15 protein-coding genes are annotated in these 13758 nt (G+C 66.9%); 5 read left to right on the forward strand and 10 right to left on the reverse strand.

Annotated features, from left to right (window positions below):
• The first annotated feature begins 12 nt into the window (after window positions 1–12).
• From BMX57_RS05310 to BMX57_RS05320, 3 genes are read left to right on the forward strand one after another with little or no spacing between them, the layout of a single operon-like run.
• Window positions 13–765 carry a heme ABC transporter permease gene (locus BMX57_RS05310; protein ID WP_092363269.1) on the forward strand — a complete coding sequence of 251 codons (753 nt, stop codon included), beginning with the start codon at window positions 13–15 and terminating at the stop codon, window positions 763–765.
• On the forward strand, window positions 762–920 hold the full coding sequence (ccmD, locus tag BMX57_RS05315) for a heme exporter protein CcmD (protein WP_177175391.1): 159 nt from the start codon (window positions 762–764) through the stop codon (window positions 918–920). Before BMX57_RS05310 ends, ccmD begins: the two co-directional genes overlap by 4 nt.
• A complete protein-coding gene (locus tag BMX57_RS05320; protein WP_092363271.1) occupies window positions 913–1452 on the forward strand; it encodes a DsbE family thiol:disulfide interchange protein in 540 nt (179 codons plus the stop codon). The genes ccmD and BMX57_RS05320 overlap by 8 nt, the downstream gene beginning before the upstream one ends.
• Before the next feature lie 104 nt (window positions 1453–1556).
• Here BMX57_RS05320 and BMX57_RS05325 read toward each other — a convergent pair whose 3' ends face one another.
• Window positions 1557–2450, reverse strand: a complete 894-nt coding sequence (locus BMX57_RS05325; protein WP_092363273.1) for a DMT family transporter — start codon at window positions 2448–2450, stop codon at window positions 1557–1559.
• A 75-nt stretch (window positions 2451–2525) separates the two neighbouring features.
• Window positions 2526–5276, reverse strand: coding sequence for an aconitate hydratase AcnA (acnA, locus tag BMX57_RS05330; RefSeq protein ID WP_092363275.1), 2751 nt, complete (start codon window positions 5274–5276; stop codon window positions 2526–2528).
• A gap of 224 nt (window positions 5277–5500) precedes the next feature.
• Here acnA and BMX57_RS05335 point away from each other — a divergent pair, with 224 nt between their 5' ends.
• Window positions 5501–6211 (forward strand): DUF1223 domain-containing protein, encoded by a 711-nt coding sequence (locus BMX57_RS05335; RefSeq protein WP_092363277.1) that lies wholly within the window; start codon window positions 5501–5503, stop codon window positions 6209–6211.
• On the opposite strand, the gene BMX57_RS05340 is transcribed toward BMX57_RS05335, so the two are convergent.
• From BMX57_RS05340 to purB, 6 genes are all read right to left on the reverse strand, one after another.
• Window positions 6208–7104, reverse strand: coding sequence for a lysophospholipid acyltransferase family protein (locus BMX57_RS05340; protein WP_092363279.1), 897 nt, complete (start codon window positions 7102–7104; stop codon window positions 6208–6210). The genes BMX57_RS05335 and BMX57_RS05340 overlap by 4 nt on opposite strands.
• 9 nt (window positions 7105–7113) lie before the next feature.
• A complete protein-coding gene (locus BMX57_RS05345) occupies window positions 7114–7986 on the reverse strand; it encodes a DMT family transporter (protein ID WP_092363281.1) in 873 nt (290 codons plus the stop codon).
• Between the two features lie 156 nt (window positions 7987–8142).
• Window positions 8143–9240, reverse strand: coding sequence for a FliG C-terminal domain-containing protein (locus BMX57_RS05350; protein ID WP_092363283.1), 1098 nt, complete (start codon window positions 9238–9240; stop codon window positions 8143–8145).
• Window positions 9241–9311: 71 nt separating this feature from the next.
• Window positions 9312–9848, reverse strand: coding sequence for a tetratricopeptide repeat protein (locus tag BMX57_RS05355; protein ID WP_373283095.1), 537 nt, complete (start codon window positions 9846–9848; stop codon window positions 9312–9314).
• A 183-nt stretch (window positions 9849–10031) separates the two neighbouring features.
• On the reverse strand, window positions 10032–10190 hold the full coding sequence (locus BMX57_RS20610; protein ID WP_177175392.1) for a chitin-binding domain-containing protein: 159 nt from the start codon (window positions 10188–10190) through the stop codon (window positions 10032–10034).
• Between the two features lie 135 nt (window positions 10191–10325).
• Entirely contained in the window at window positions 10326–11630 is a 1305-nt protein-coding gene (gene purB, locus BMX57_RS05360) for an adenylosuccinate lyase (protein ID WP_092363285.1), read from the reverse strand.
• A gap of 135 nt (window positions 11631–11765) precedes the next feature.
• Between purB and BMX57_RS05365 the strand changes: the two genes are divergently transcribed.
• On the forward strand, window positions 11766–12191 hold the full coding sequence (locus tag BMX57_RS05365) for a DUF6314 family protein (protein WP_092363287.1): 426 nt from the start codon (window positions 11766–11768) through the stop codon (window positions 12189–12191).
• Between the two features lie 11 nt (window positions 12192–12202).
• On the opposite strand, the gene BMX57_RS05370 is transcribed toward BMX57_RS05365, so the two are convergent.
• A complete protein-coding gene (locus BMX57_RS05370; RefSeq protein WP_092363289.1) occupies window positions 12203–12451 on the reverse strand; it encodes a DUF6455 family protein in 249 nt (82 codons plus the stop codon).
• A gap of 80 nt (window positions 12452–12531) precedes the next feature.
• Entirely contained in the window at window positions 12532–13749 is a 1218-nt protein-coding gene (locus BMX57_RS05375) for a bifunctional alpha/beta hydrolase/OsmC family protein (RefSeq protein ID WP_092363292.1), read from the reverse strand.
• Window positions 13750–13758 lie beyond the last annotated feature (9 nt).

Genomic DNA, 13758 nt, shown 5'->3' on the forward strand with positions numbered 1-13758 from the left:
TAGATACTGCCCATGAGCATCGCCGCCAAAGCCAACGCCCTTTGGGCCTACGCCAACCCCAAGAAGTTCCTGGCCACCACCGAACGGGTGCTGCCGTTCTTCTGGGCATCCGCTGCAATCAGCCTTGTGGTCGGGCTGGTCTGGGGCTTCTTCTTCACGCCGGATGACTACAAGCAGGGTTCGACGGTCAAGATCATCTACCTGCACGTGCCCGCTGCGCTGATGGCGATCAATGCATGGCTGATGATGCTGGTCACGTCGCTGGTCTGGCTGGTGCGCCGCCACCATGTCAGCGCCCTGGCCGCCCGCGCTGCCGCCCCGGTGGGCATCGTGATGACGCTGATCGCGCTGGCCACGGGGGCGATCTGGGGCCAGCCGATGTGGGGCACCTGGTGGGCCTGGGATCCGCGCCTGACCTCGTTCCTGATCCTGTTCCTGTTCTATTTGGGCTATGTGGCGCTGTGGGAGGCGATCGAGAACCCCGACACCGCCGCCGACCTGACCAGCGTGTTGTGCCTGGTCGGTTCGGTCTTTGCCCTGCTCAGCCGCTATGCGGTGAACTTCTGGAACCAGGGCTTGCACCAGGGGGCGTCGCTGAGCCTGGACAAGGAGGAGAACGTGGCCGACGTGTTCTTCTTCCCGTTGCTGGTGTGCATCGCGGGCTTCGTGCTGTTGTTCATCGCGCTGGTGTTCTACCGCACCGGCACCGAGATACGCGCGCGGCGCATCAAGGCGCTGCTGGCGCGGGAAAGGGTTGGATCATGATGCCGGACCTTGGAAAATACGCCGACACGGTGTTGTCGGCCTATGCCGCCTCGCTGGTGCTGCTGGCCGTGCTGGTGCTGGTCAGCCTGTGGCGCGGGCGCCGTGTCCGGGCCGAGCTGGAACGGCTGGAACAGAGGCTGACGCGCAATGGCTAGGGTCTCGCCCCTGATGCTGGCGCCACCGCTGATCTTCGGCGCCTTCGTTCTGCTGGCCGCGGTCGGCATGTTCCGCGAGGACCCCGACGCGCTGCCCTCGGCGCGCGAAGGGCAGACAGCGCCGCCGGTGGTGACGACCGAGTTTCCCGGCAAGGCGGGTTTCGACGATGACACGCTGCGCGACGGGCAGGTGAAGCTGGTCAACTACTGGGCCAGCTGGTGCGCGCCCTGCCGGGTGGAACATCCCAATCTGGACGCGCTGGCCAAAGAGGGCATCCCGATCTACGGCGTGAACTACAAGGACGCGCTGCCCAAGGCGCGCGCGTTTCTGGACGAGCTCGGCGATCCCTATGCCGGTGTGGGCCGCGACGAGACTGGGCGCATGGGGCTTGACTGGGGCGTCTACGGCGTGCCCGAGACCTATGTGATCGACGGCGAAGGCACCATTGTCCTGCGCTTTGCCGGCCCGGTGACGGACCGGGTGATCGAAAACACCATCCGTCCGGCGCTGAAAAAGGCGGCCGGAGGCTGACAGGAGCCCCATGGCTGGCGCGGTCCGTTTTGGCCGCGTCGGGAAGAGCGTATCGCGCGAAGCCCTAAGGGACCGCTAGGCCGCGCGCGTCCGTCCTGCGAAGCTCACTCCGGAGCCGCGACCTTGGCCACAGCACCCGGCCGCCGCGCCAGTTGCACCGCAAGGATCCCTGCCGTGGTGACCAGCACGCCGATCAGGTCGAGCAGCCCCAGCCGCTCTCCCAGCAACACCGCCGCGATGGCGACCCCGAAGGCCGGGTTGAGGAAGTGGAACGTCGCCGCGCGCACCGCGCCGATGCGGTCGAGCAGCCGGAACCAGATATAGGTCGCGGCGAGGCCGGGGATCAGCGTGGTATAGGTGAAGGCCGCGGCCAAGGGCCAGCTGGGGCTGACCCGTATGGTCTCGAAAACCGGCGCGGCCAGAAACAGAACCGCCGAGCCGACCAGCATCTGCAGCCCCACCACCATCATGAAATTGCCGCCCGATGTGGCTCCGCGCACCGCCAGCGTGGCGAAGGTCAGCGCCAGCGCGCCCAGCCCGCAAAGCAGGATGCCGAAAAGATCGACGCCCGCGCTGATCCGCGCGCCCATGATCAGGGACACGCCCACGAGACCGGCAAGCAGGCCCAGCACGCCCAGCGGGCGCAGCCGCTCGCCCAGCAGCGCCCAGCTGGCCAGGGCCACCAGAAGTGGCATGGTCGAGGCGATGATGGCCGCGACCGAGGCCTGCACCGTCTGCATGGCATAGAAATTCAGACCCAGATAGAGTGCGTTCTGGCAGATCCCGAACAGGATCGTCGCGCGCCATTGCGCCCGCGTCAGGCGCCAGCTCTGGCCCATCCGGCGTGCGATCAGCACGCCCAGAAGGCCGGAGATCAGAAACCGCAGGGCAAGCGAAAAGAGCGGCGAGGCATCGGCCACGATGATCCGCGCCGAACTGAACGCCGAGGACCACATCAGCGCGAAGGCCAGGCCCATTGCGATGGCGCGGATATCCAAGCGACCCCCTTGCCGGCATCAATGAAATGGCCCCGGCGCGGATGCTCCGGGGCCGTGCTTCAGGTTCGGCTCAGATCAAGACGCCTTGGCCAGGTTGCGCAGCACGTAGTGCAGCACGCCGCCATGCTCGATATACTCGATCTCGGGCGCGGTATCGATCCGGCATTTCAGCTGGATCGTCTTCTCGGTGCCGTCGCCATAGGTGATGGTGCAGGGCACCTCCTGCAGCGGCTTGATCGTGTCGAGGCCGCTGATCGAGACGGTCTCGTCGCCGGTCAGGTTCAGCGACTTGCGGGTGTCGCCGCCGGTGAACTCGAACGGGATCACGCCCATGCCGACCAGGTTCGAGCGGTGGATGCGCTCGAAGCTTTCGGCGATCACCGCCTTGACACCCAGCAGCGCGGTGCCCTTGGCCGCCCAGTCGCGGGACGAGCCGGCGCCGTATTGCTCGCCCCCGAACACAACCAGCGGCGTGCCCTGTTCCTGATAGGCCATCGAGGCGTCGTAGACACTGGCCTGTTCGCCGTCGGGGCCCTTGGTATAGCCGCCCTCGACCCCCTCCAGCATCTCGTTGCGGATGCGGATATTGGCGAAGGTGCCGCGCATCATGATCTCGTGGTTGCCGCGACGCGAGCCATAGGAGTTGAATTCGCGCGGTTGCACCTGGCGGTCCAGCAGGTACTGGCCGGCCGGCGATTTCGACGCGAACGAGCCCGCAGGCGAGATGTGGTCGGTCGTCACCATGTCGCCCAGGATCAGCAGCACCTTGGCGCCCTCGATATTCGAGATGGTGCCCGGCTCGGGGTCCATGTCCTTGAAATAGGGCGGGTTCTGGATATAGGTCGAGGTCGGCGGCCAGTCATAGGTCTCGGCATCCGTGGTCTCGACCGACTGCCATTTCTCGTCGCCCTTGAACACGTCGGCATATTTCGACTGGAACGCCTCGCGGGTGACGGTCTGTTCGACGAGGTCGGCGATTTCCTTCTGGGTCGGCCAGATGTCCTTCATGAAAACGTCGTTGCCGTCCTGGTCCTGGCCCAGCGGGTCGTTGACCAGGTCGACATTCATGTCGCCGGCCAGCGCATAGGCCACCACCAGCGGCGGACTGGCCAGGTAGTTGGCGCGCACGTCGGGGCTGATCCGGCCCTCGAAGTTGCGGTTGCCGCTGAGAACGCTGGCGGCCACAAGGTCTGCCTCGGCGATGGCCTCGCTCAACTCCTTCTGGATCGGGCCGGAATTGCCGATGCAGGTGGTGCAGCCATAGCCCACCAGGTTGAAGCCGATCGCGTCCAGATCCTCCTGCAGCCCGGCGGCCTCGAGGTAGTGCGATACGACCTGGGATCCCGGCGCGAGCGAGGTCTTGACCCAGGGCTTGCGGTTCAGGCCCTTCTCGCGCGCCTTGCGCGCCACCAGGCCGGCACCGATCATCACGTAGGGGTTCGAGGTGTTGGTGCAGGAGGTGATCGAGGCGATCACCACCGAGCCGTCGCGGATCTCGTAATCCTCGCCCTTGACCTTGACCGACTTGCGCGGATCGCGCTCCAGAACCGGGGTCGGGCCTTCTGCGGCCATGTCGGCGGCGCCGTTGTCGATGTCGATGCCGCGATAGTCGCTGACCACACCCATGAAGGCGCGCGCGGCCTGGTCCAGCGGGGTGTAGTCCTGCGGCCGCTTCGGCCCCGAGATCGCCGGCACGATGGTGCCCATGTCCAGGCTGAGCGTGTCGGTGTAGATCGGCGCATACGTCTCGTCGCGCCACAGGCCGTTTTCCTTGGCATAGGCCTCGACCAGCGCCAGACGGTCCTCGTCGCGGCCGGTGTTGCGCAGATAGCGGATCGTCTCGGCGTCGATCGGGAAGAAGCCGCAGGTGGCGCCGTATTCGGGGGCCATGTTGGCGATGGTCGCACGGTCGGCCAGCGGCAGAGTGTCCAGACCGTCGCCGTAGAATTCCACGAACTTGCCCACGACACCCTTGGCGCGCAGCATCTCGACCACCTTCAGCACCAGGTCGGTGCCGGTGGCGCCTTCGATCATCTTGCCGGTCAGTTCAAAGCCCACGACCTCGGGGATCAGCATCGAGATCGGCTGACCCAGCATCGCCGCCTCGGCCTCGATCCCGCCGACGCCCCAGCCCAGCACGGCGGCGCCGTTGACCATGGTGGTGTGGCTGTCGGTGCCCACCAGCGTGTCGGGATAGGCCACGGTCTCGCCGTTCTGATCCTCGTCGGACCAGATGGTCTGGGCCAGGTATTCCAGGTTCACCTGGTGGCAGATGCCGGTGCCCGGCGGCACCACGCGGAAGTTGTTGAACGCGCCCTGGCCCCATTTCAGGAATTGGTAGCGTTCCATGTTGCGCTCGTATTCACGATCCACGTTCATCTGGAACGCGCGGGGGTTGCCGAATTCGTCGATCATCACCGAGTGGTCGATGACCAGATCCACCGGGTTCAGCGGGTTGATCTTCTGCGCGTCGCCGCCCAGTGCCTTGATGCCGTCGCGCATCGCCGCCAGGTCGACCACCGCGGGCACGCCGGTGAAATCCTGCATCAGCACGCGGGCCGGGCGATAGGCGATCTCGCGCGGGTTCCTGCCCCCCTTTTCGGCCCATTCCGAGAAGGCCTTGATGTCGTCGACCGACACCGAGAACCCGTCATCCTCGAAGCGCAGCATGTTCTCCAGCACCACCTTCAGGGCGGCGGGCAGCTTGGAGAAGTCGCCCAGACCGGCCTCGGTGGCGGCGGGGATCGAATAGTACGCGATGGATTTTCCGTTCACGCTCAGGCTGCGGCGCGTCCTGGCGGTATCCTGTCCGACTTTGATGGGCATGTCTGGCCTCCCTGACAGATGGGTGGGTTGGGGTTGCTGCAGGCTTACTGCATCACGCGGGGCCTCTGTTCAAGCGTGATCAGGGCAGGTGCGGCGTTTTTGTATACTATTGCACACAAATCCGGGTCCGCGCGGCTCCGCAGCTTTCAACAAACCTTGATTGGCCAAGCCGGAACGGGCTGGCTAGGGTCGGGCGGGTTCGCAATCAGGAAGGCACCCGATCAATGAAATTCCTGTCCGTTCCGATCGCCTGCCTCGGCCTCATGCTTGCCACGGCGGCGCTGGCCGACGACCATCCGGTGGTGGTCGAGCTCTATACCTCGCAGGGATGCTCGTCCTGTCCGCCCGCGGACAAGATCCTGCACGAGCTGGCCGGGCGACGGGACGTGATCGCGCTGTCCCTGCACGTGGACTACTGGGACTATATCGGCTGGAAGGATCAATTCGCCCGGCCCGAGCACACCGCCCGGCAGAAGGCCTATGCCCGGGTGGGCGGGCGCACCATGATCTATACCCCTCAGATGATCGTCAACGGGCTGGACGCCATTGCCGGCGCGCGGGCCATGCAGCTGGCCGAGCGGATCGAGGCCCACCACGACAAAGCGGTCCGGGCCATTCTCACCACCCGCGTTGCCGGGGGGCGGGTGACGGCAACGGCCCGGCCGGCCGCGGGCGCTCAGCTGTCGGGTCCGTTCGTGGTTCAACTGGTGCGCTATGCGCCGCGGCGCAGCGTCACTATCACCCGGGGCGAACTGGCGGGGCAAAACCTCGACTATGCCAACGTGGTCGAGAGCTGGGACCGGATCGGCGAATGGGACGGGCAGGGCGAAGCGAACTGGAGCGCGCCGCTGCCCGGCGACTTGCCGGCCGCAATTCTGGTGCAGCAGGGCACGGCCGGACCCATCCTTGCCGCCGCGCGGGTGACCGCGCCCTAGCCGGTCTCGATCAGCTTCCAGCGCCGGTGGATCCAGAACCACTGTCCCATATGGCGGCGCACCATCGCTTCGAGGTCGTCGTTGAGCGCCTGGGTCATCGTCTCGGGGTCGCTGTGCGGGATCGGCGCGTGCATCTCGATGTCGAAGCTCAGCCCGTCGGGCTGCCGCACGCCGTAGATGGGGATCATCACCGCATCGTATTTCAGCGCCAGTTCCGCGTTCAGGACCGAGCTGGCGGCGGGTTTGCCGAAGAAGGCCAGCCGCTTGCCGTCGAGCGCATGCAGGTCCGAGACAATGGCGATGATGCCGCCGCCCCTGAGGTGGCGCACCATCTCCATCATGCCGCGCCGGCCCTGTTCGAACATCGGTTCGCCCATCTGGTGGAACCGCTCGACATAGCGGTCGTTGAAATAGGGGTTGGCCATGCGGCGGTAGAGCCCGCCGACCTCGTGCCCGCGGGCCTGCAGCGCCACGCGCGCAGCGGCGTAATTTCCGAAATGCCCGGTGATCAGCATGGTGGGCCGGTTCTCGGCCCGGGCGGCCTTGAACGCGGCCAGGCCGGGGCCGTGGATCGGGCTGTCGGCCACGTGCCGCACGAATTCGGGGGCCGAGAGATGCTCCATCATCGCGCGGCCGGCATTGTTCGCGACCGCGCGGCACAGGCGTCGCACCTCGTCGCGGGGCAGCTCCGGGCATGTCAGTGCCAGGTTCGCGCGCACCCGCTTGTCGAAGCCAACGACCGGCGCCACCGCGCTGGCAAGCGCGCCGGTAAAGCGCACCCGCGGGCCATAGGGCAGCAGCTTGATCGCGCCCAGCACGGTCTGCATGAACAGGTTGGTGAGGAAATACAGGCCGCGCCGCGGGGCGCTGAGTTCGGACTTTTCCGCGGGCATGGGGCTGGCTCACCGAATTTGCGTTTCGCGATGCCAGACATATAGCCCCGCCCCGGCGATCACAAGCGCGCCGCAGACGGTCCAGAGATCGGGCCATTCGGCGAAGAACACCGCGCTCCAGACCGCGGCGAACCCGAGGCCGAGATAGGCATAGGGCGCCAGCATCGCCGCCTCGCCGATGGTGAAGGCCCGGATCAGCAGCATCTGCGCGGCGGTGCCGAAGCCGGCCACCGAGGCGATCAGCATCCAGCCCTGCGGCCCGGGATCCTGCCAATGCGCGGGCGCCACCAGGCTCAGCAGGACGGTGCCCACCAGCCCGGTGTAGAAGAGCGAGGTCCAGGGATCCTCGTCCGCGCCCAGCCGGCGGGTCAGCAGCGCGTAGCCCGAGTAGCACAGGGCCGCGCCCAGCGGCAGGATGGCGGCAGGCTGGAAGGTGCCGGCGCCGGGGCGGATCACGATCAGCGCGCCGACCAGCGCCAGCGCGATCCCGGTCAATCGGCGCGGGCCCAGCGCCTCGCCCAGGAAGAGCGCCGCGCCCAGGGTGATCAGCACCGGGTTCAGGGCCATCAGCGCGGCGGCGTCGGTCAGCGGGATCCGGGTCAGCGCCAGGAAGAAGAACCCGGTCGCGCCCAAAAGCAGCAGGGAGCGCAGGAACTGCCGCACCGGGTACCGCGTCCGCGCCACCCGGGTCAGGCGTGGCAGGACCAGGATGATCACCAGCGCCATCTGGCCGGCATAGCGCACCCAGAGCGCCGGGAGCACGCCCACCTTCGGCGCCAGCGCCTTGACCGAAGCGTCCATCAGTGAAAAGCACAGGGTCGCGAGGATCATCAGCAGGATGGCCCGCTGCGTCACCGCGGCGGTGGGGGCCGAGAGGCTCATGCAAGCGGCCGCAGGCGCTGCGTCCGGTGCAGGGGGCGTGCCGGGACAGGGCCGCGACGGGGCCGGCCGGTCGGTAGGGGCAGGGCAGATGCGGGGATCATGACCGCCTGATACGCAAGCGCGTTCGCACTGTCCATCCGCAAGGCCGACCGGGGTTCAGCCCTTCTCCTCCTCCTCCTCGGGGGCAACCAGCGTAATCGTACCCTCTGCCACCTGCACGCGGATGGCGGTGACAACGGCCGTCATCGCGGCCTCGGCCTCGCCACGCCTTGGCGTTCCGCGTTCCGCGATTTCGTCGCGCAGACCGTCGGCCAGGCGGCTGGGCATATTGTCCAGCAGGAACGTTGCCGCCGCCGCTTCCTCCTCGGCCGTTGCACCCGCCAGGGCGGTGATCAGCTGGGCCTGGTCGACCGCGCGCATCGCGGCGGGCACGTCGCGCGGTGGCAGGCGGGCCGGAATGTCGGGGAAGGTGAACAAGGCCCGTCGCACGCCCGTGGCAAACCCCGCATCCTCGGCATCGAGCGCCGACAGCACCTCCTCACGCGTGGCGGTGGTGGAGTGGTTGAGGATGTCGCCGACCCTTTTCTCGGGCTCGTCCGTAAAGGCCCGGGGCGGTTGTCGGTCGAGCTGCGCCACCAGCGACCAGCCGATCCGGTCCACCGCCAGCGGCGTCACCTGCGTGGTCTGCGAGATCGCATAGGTGATCCGGCGCGCATCCGGGCCGGGGATCAGGCCCAGGATCTCGGCCGCCCGCGGCGTGTCCAGCTTGGACAGCAGCACCGCCGCCACCTCGGTGCTTTCAGCGAGCGTCATCTCGGCCAGTTTCGCCGCCGGCAGCTCGCGCAGGCGGGTCCAGGGATCGCCGATCTGGCGCACCCCGGCCTCGCGTCGCAGGCGCGCGGCGGTGTCGGGCGCGATCTTGCCGTCCATCGCCATCAGGGCGCCCACCAGACCGTGCGGAAAGGACAGGCCGACCGCATCCAGCGCCTCGGCGAACTCGGTGACCACCGCGCCCAGGGTCACGCGGTCGACAAGGCCCATGCGGCCCATCTGATGGGTCAGTTTTTCCTGCAGCGGGTCCGGCAGATCCTCGAGCGGCAGATCCGCCCCTTCGGTCAAGAGCAGCCGCACGATCACCGCCGCCTTCTCGCGCCCGCTCAGCCGGCGGGGCACCGGGCGTACCGGTTCCTCCGCCCCGGGCGTCCCATCCCCGACGCCAATGCCCGGCGTCACCAATGCCCTGTCGTTTCGCATGCGCCCCGCCCCGATTCCGTTTTCCTGACACGGGGCAGCCTAGCGGGCGGCGGGTAAAGAAAGCCTGAAGCTCAGTAGCTGTAGGTCAGCCCGGTCCGGATCGCCTGCCGCAGCGAGGTCTCGGGCCAGCCACCTTCGCCGCCGCGGGCCTTGATCTCGCGCCATTGCGCGACGGCCAGGTCGATCTCGCCTTCCTCGACGAAACCCTGGCCCATGTAGCTGCGGGCCAGCAGGTTGTCCGGGTTCACCGCGATCGCGCGCTCATAGAAGGCGTTGGCCAGCGCCACCTGGCCCATCTTGCGATAGGTGAAGCCCCAATAGGTCAGCACCCGGTCATCGGCCTGGTCGGGCATCGCGCGCAGCACGTCCTGCGCCGCCTTGAACTGGCCGTCATAGGCCAGCTCCCGCGCGGCCTGGTACAGTTGCTCCTCGGAGAAGTTGGTCTTGTCGGGCTTGACGCAGCGCCCCGCATTCGCGTCCCAAACCCGGCCGAACAGGCATTTCTTGGTGGTGCCTGTGGGCTTCGGCGGGTTGGAATCACCGCCTGCTGCAAGCGCCGCGGACGGGGTCAGTGCGACGGCGGCAACAAAGGCAAGGTACTTGATCATGAAAACTCTCCCGGGTCGTGGCACGTGTGACGTTGGGGCTACTCTAGGCCATGCTCGGCGCAGGTCCATGAAACAGTTCACACAATGACTGATCTGCGCGTGATCGCGCTCGGTCGCATGCGACACGCCCAATGGCCCGGACGCCCGCCCGGTGCTTCGCGACGCAGGGTCGGGGCGAACCCGTCAGCTGCTGGCCGATTCCACGCAGCTTTGGCTGACGGCATCCCACACGCTTCCGGGCGCGCAGGATTGCGACTGTTTCTCGTGACCGACACAGCCGGCAAAGGCCAGTGCGGGCGACAGGCTCAGGGCCAGGGCGCAGGCGATTGTCTTGAACTTCATCGTCGGACTCCTCTGCTTGCGTAGGGCGCAGTGTAGCGTGGACGCGGCAATCGGCAAAGCACGGCGGGCCCGGCACCGCGGAACCGGCGGGCGCGGGCCGGCCGGCGCCGGGTCTTGAGGTTCAATAGAGGGCCGCTAGTCCTTGAAAACGCGGGAAAAGATCGTGTCCACTTGCTTGGTATGGTAGCCGAGGTCGAACTTCTCCTCGATCTCCTCGGTGCCGAGTGCCGCCGTCACTTCCGGGTCGGCCAGCAATTCCGTCTTGAAATCAGCACCTTGCTCCCAAACCTTCATGGCGTTGTGCTGCACGAGGCGATAGGCATCCTCGCGGCTGACACCGGCCTGCGTCAGGGCCAGCAAGACCCGTTGGCTCATCACAAGGCCGCGGAATTTGTGCAGATTTTCCAGCATGGTCTCGGGATAGATCACCAGCTTCTCGACCACACCGGTCAGGCGGGACAGCGCGAAATCCAGCGTGATCGTGGCGTCGGGGCCGATATTGCGCTCGACCGAGCTGTGCGAGATGTCGCGCTCGTGCCACAGCGCCACGTTCTCCATCGCCGGGATCACCATGCCGCGCACCAGCCGGGCCAGACCGGTCAGGTTCTCGGTCAGCACCGGGTTGCGCTTGTGCGGCATGGCCGAGCTGCCCTTCTGGCCCTTGGAGAAGAACTCCTCGGCCTCCAGCACCTCGGTGCGCTGCATGTGGCGGATCTCGGTGGCGATGTTCTCGATGCTGCTGGCAACGACACCAAGCGCGGCAAAGAACGCCGCGTGGCGGTCGCGCGGGATGACCTGCGTGCTGATCGGCTCGGGCTCCAGCCCGAGCTGCTTGCACACATGCTCTTCGACGCGCGGGTCGATATTGGCGAAGGTGCCGACAGCGCCGGAAATCGCGCCGGTGGCGATCTCATAGCGCGCCTTTTCCAGCCGGTTCAGGTTGCGGTCCATCTCGGCATAGAACCGCGCGAAGGTCAGGCCCATGGTGGTGGGCTCGGCATGGATGCCGTGGCTGCGGCCGATGCGCACCGTGTCCTTGTGTTCGATCGCGCGTTTCTTCAGGGCCGCCAGCAGCGCCTTCATGTCCGCGATCAGGATGTCGCTGGCGCGCACCAGCTGCACGTTGAAACAGGTATCCAGAACGTCCGATGAGGTCATGCCCTGGTGCACGAAGCGCGCCTCGTCGCTGCCCACATGCTCGGCCAGATGGGTCAGGAAGGCGATCACGTCATGCTTGGTCACGGCCTCGATCTCGTCGATGCGGGCCACGTCGAATTCCACGTCCTTGGCCTTCCACACCGCCTCGGCATTCGCCTTCGGGATCACGCCGAGATCGGCCATGGCGTCGCAGGCATGGGCTTCGATCTCGTACCAGATCCGGAACTTGGTCTCGGGCGACCAGATGGCGACCATCTCGGGGCGGGAATAGCGGGGGATCATTGGCAGCGGCACCTTTTTGTGATTGGCAGGGACGGATGCGGCGGGGTTTAGCCGCGCGGCGGGTCATTCACAAGAACGGAGAGCGGGGATGAGACGGTTTGACCGCGGATCACGACAGCCGAAATCGGGCGCGCCATGACCCTGCCGGATGAGATCGCGGATTTCGAGGGGCGCTGGCAGCTTGCGCGCCGGATCGAGGATTTTCGAGTCGGGCAGGTGCTGGAGGGCCGGGGAACGGCCATCCTTCGGCCCGATGCGGACGGCCATGTCTATGACGAGCATCTGACCTTGCAGGTGCCCGGGCAGGCGCCGATGACCGCGACCCGTCGCTATCTCTGGCGGCAGGAGGCCGGCCGGATTGCGATCCGCTTCGACGACGGCAGGCCCTTTCACGTCCTTGCTTTGGGCCAGGTCCGCACGAGCAACCATCATGACTGCCCGCCTGACAGCTATGCCGCCGAGTACGATTTTACGGACTGGCCGTCATGGCGTGTCACCTGGACGGTGAAGGGGCCTCGCAAATCCTACGTTCTGCACAGCCGGTTCCGCCGGGCCGGGTAGATCCGCTGCCTTCAGCGGCGGGCCAGGATCTCTCGGTTCAGGCAGTAGTCGGGCGCCAGGTCCAGCCGTGGATTGGTGGACTGAAGCGCGGTGCAACCCGGCTGGTCGCTGCAGGCCGAGCAGCGCCGCACCATCGCGGCAAAGCGCGGCCCTTCGACATCGGGCGCGGCGGCGATCCGGTCGGACAGGCCGAAACCCAGACGCTCGGCCATTCCGTTGACCAGATCGGCACTGCGGTCCATTCTGCTGAATAGTTTCATGATATCGCCCTTTCCGAAATTCTTGTAACATGTAACTCCGAAAAAGTCGATCTCTCTTTGCGCTGGATCAAGTGGCGGGCCTAGTCGGCCAGCTCGGTCTCAATCTGCGAGGTGCTTTCCAGGGTGCGGTGCACCGGGCAGCGATCAGCGATCTCGAGCAGGCGCGCGCGCTGGTCGGCGCTCAGGTCGCCGGTCAGGCGGATGCGCCGCTTGAACCTGTCCACCTTGTCCGCGCTGCCGCCCGAGTCGGCATCCTGCGCATGCACATTGTCGTGGCAGATATCGACGCTCACCCCATCGAGAGGCCAGCCCTTGCGCCGGGCATACATGCGCAGCGTCATCGACGTGCAGGCGCCGAGTCCGGCCGAGACGAAGCCATAGGGTGACATCCCGCGGTCGGTGCCGCCATAGGAGGTCGGCTCGTCCGCGACCGCGTGGTGGTCGGGGCCCAACTGGATGTCCTGGGCAAAGCCGTCGGGGTCGGCCTCGGTCACGCGCACAACGCCCTCGGGCGCGCCCGGCGGCGGCGCGGGCGGGGTAAGCGGCACATAGTGCGACACCCATACGGCGATCACTTCGGCGGCGTATTCCGCGTCCTCGGCCCGGGTGATCAGGTGATCGGCTTCGTCCAGGGTGACGAAGCTCTTGGGGTGCTTGGCAGCCAGAAAGATTTCGGTGGCATTGTCGATGCCGACGGTTTCGTCGCGCGGGGCGTGCAGCACCAGCAGGGCGGCCTTCAGCCCGGCGATGGCCGGGGTCAGCTTCGCTGCGCGGATATCCTCGACAAAGCCCTTGCCGATGCGGAACGGCCGTCCTGCCAGCTGCACCTCGGCCGAGCCTTTCGCCTCGATCTCAGGCAAAGCGGCCTCGAAATGATGCGCGACATGGGACGGGTCGGACGGCGCGGCCAGCGTGACGACGGCCTTGACCGACCCGATTTCCGCCCGTGCACGCAGCACCGCGGCGCCGCCCAGCGAATGGCCGATCAACAACTCCGGCGCCATGTCGCGCCCATCGAGATAGCGCGCGGCGGCCGCCAGGTCCTCGACATTCGACGTGAACGAGGTGTTGGCGAACTCGCCCTTCGAATGGCCCAGACCGGTGAAGTCGAAGCGCAACACCGCGATGCCCATCGCCGACAGGCGCGCGGCAATGCGCCGAGCCGCCGGAATGTCCTTGGAACAGGTGAAGCAATGCGCGAAAAGCGCCGTGGCCAGAACCGGACCGTCCGGCAGGTCGAGCCGGGCGGCGAGGTCGTTGCCGTCATGGCCGGTGAAGGTGATGCGTTCGCTGGGCATGGCGGCTCC

It is taken from the genome of Cribrihabitans marinus, from assembly GCF_900109035.1.
Classification (GTDB): domain Bacteria; phylum Pseudomonadota; class Alphaproteobacteria; order Rhodobacterales; family Rhodobacteraceae; genus Cribrihabitans; species Cribrihabitans marinus.

Bases quoted from the DNA above. Each gene is read 5' to 3' on its own strand.
- BMX57_RS05310 (WP_092363269.1), top strand. From the start codon at position 13: ATGAGCATCGCCGCCAAAGCCAACGCCCTTTGGGCCTACGCCAACCCC.
- ccmD (WP_177175391.1), top strand. From the start codon at position 762: ATGATGCCGGACCTTGGAAAATACGCCGACACGGTGTTGTCGGCCTAT.
- BMX57_RS05320 (WP_092363271.1), top strand. From the start codon at position 913: ATGGCTAGGGTCTCGCCCCTGATGCTGGCGCCACCGCTGATCTTCGGC.
- acnA (WP_092363275.1), bottom strand. From the start codon at position 5,276: ATGCCCATCAAAGTCGGACAGGATACCGCCAGGACGCGCCGCAGCCTG.
- BMX57_RS05335 (WP_092363277.1), top strand. From the start codon at position 5,501: ATGAAATTCCTGTCCGTTCCGATCGCCTGCCTCGGCCTCATGCTTGCC.
- BMX57_RS05340 (WP_092363279.1), bottom strand. From the start codon at position 7,104: ATGCCCGCGGAAAAGTCCGAACTCAGCGCCCCGCGGCGCGGCCTGTAT.
- BMX57_RS05345 (WP_092363281.1), bottom strand. From the start codon at position 7,986: ATGAGCCTCTCGGCCCCCACCGCCGCGGTGACGCAGCGGGCCATCCTG.
- BMX57_RS05350 (WP_092363283.1), bottom strand. From the start codon at position 9,240: ATGCGAAACGACAGGGCATTGGTGACGCCGGGCATTGGCGTCGGGGAT.
- BMX57_RS05355 (WP_373283095.1), bottom strand. From the start codon at position 9,848: ATGATCAAGTACCTTGCCTTTGTTGCCGCCGTCGCACTGACCCCGTCC.
- BMX57_RS20610 (WP_177175392.1), bottom strand. From the start codon at position 10,190: ATGAAGTTCAAGACAATCGCCTGCGCCCTGGCCCTGAGCCTGTCGCCC.
- purB (WP_092363285.1), bottom strand. From the start codon at position 11,630: ATGATCCCCCGCTATTCCCGCCCCGAGATGGTCGCCATCTGGTCGCCC.
- BMX57_RS05365 (WP_092363287.1), top strand. From the start codon at position 11,766: ATGACCCTGCCGGATGAGATCGCGGATTTCGAGGGGCGCTGGCAGCTT.
- BMX57_RS05370 (WP_092363289.1), bottom strand. From the start codon at position 12,451: ATGAAACTATTCAGCAGAATGGACCGCAGTGCCGATCTGGTCAACGGA.
- BMX57_RS05375 (WP_092363292.1), bottom strand. From the start codon at position 13,749: ATGCCCAGCGAACGCATCACCTTCACCGGCCATGACGGCAACGACCTC.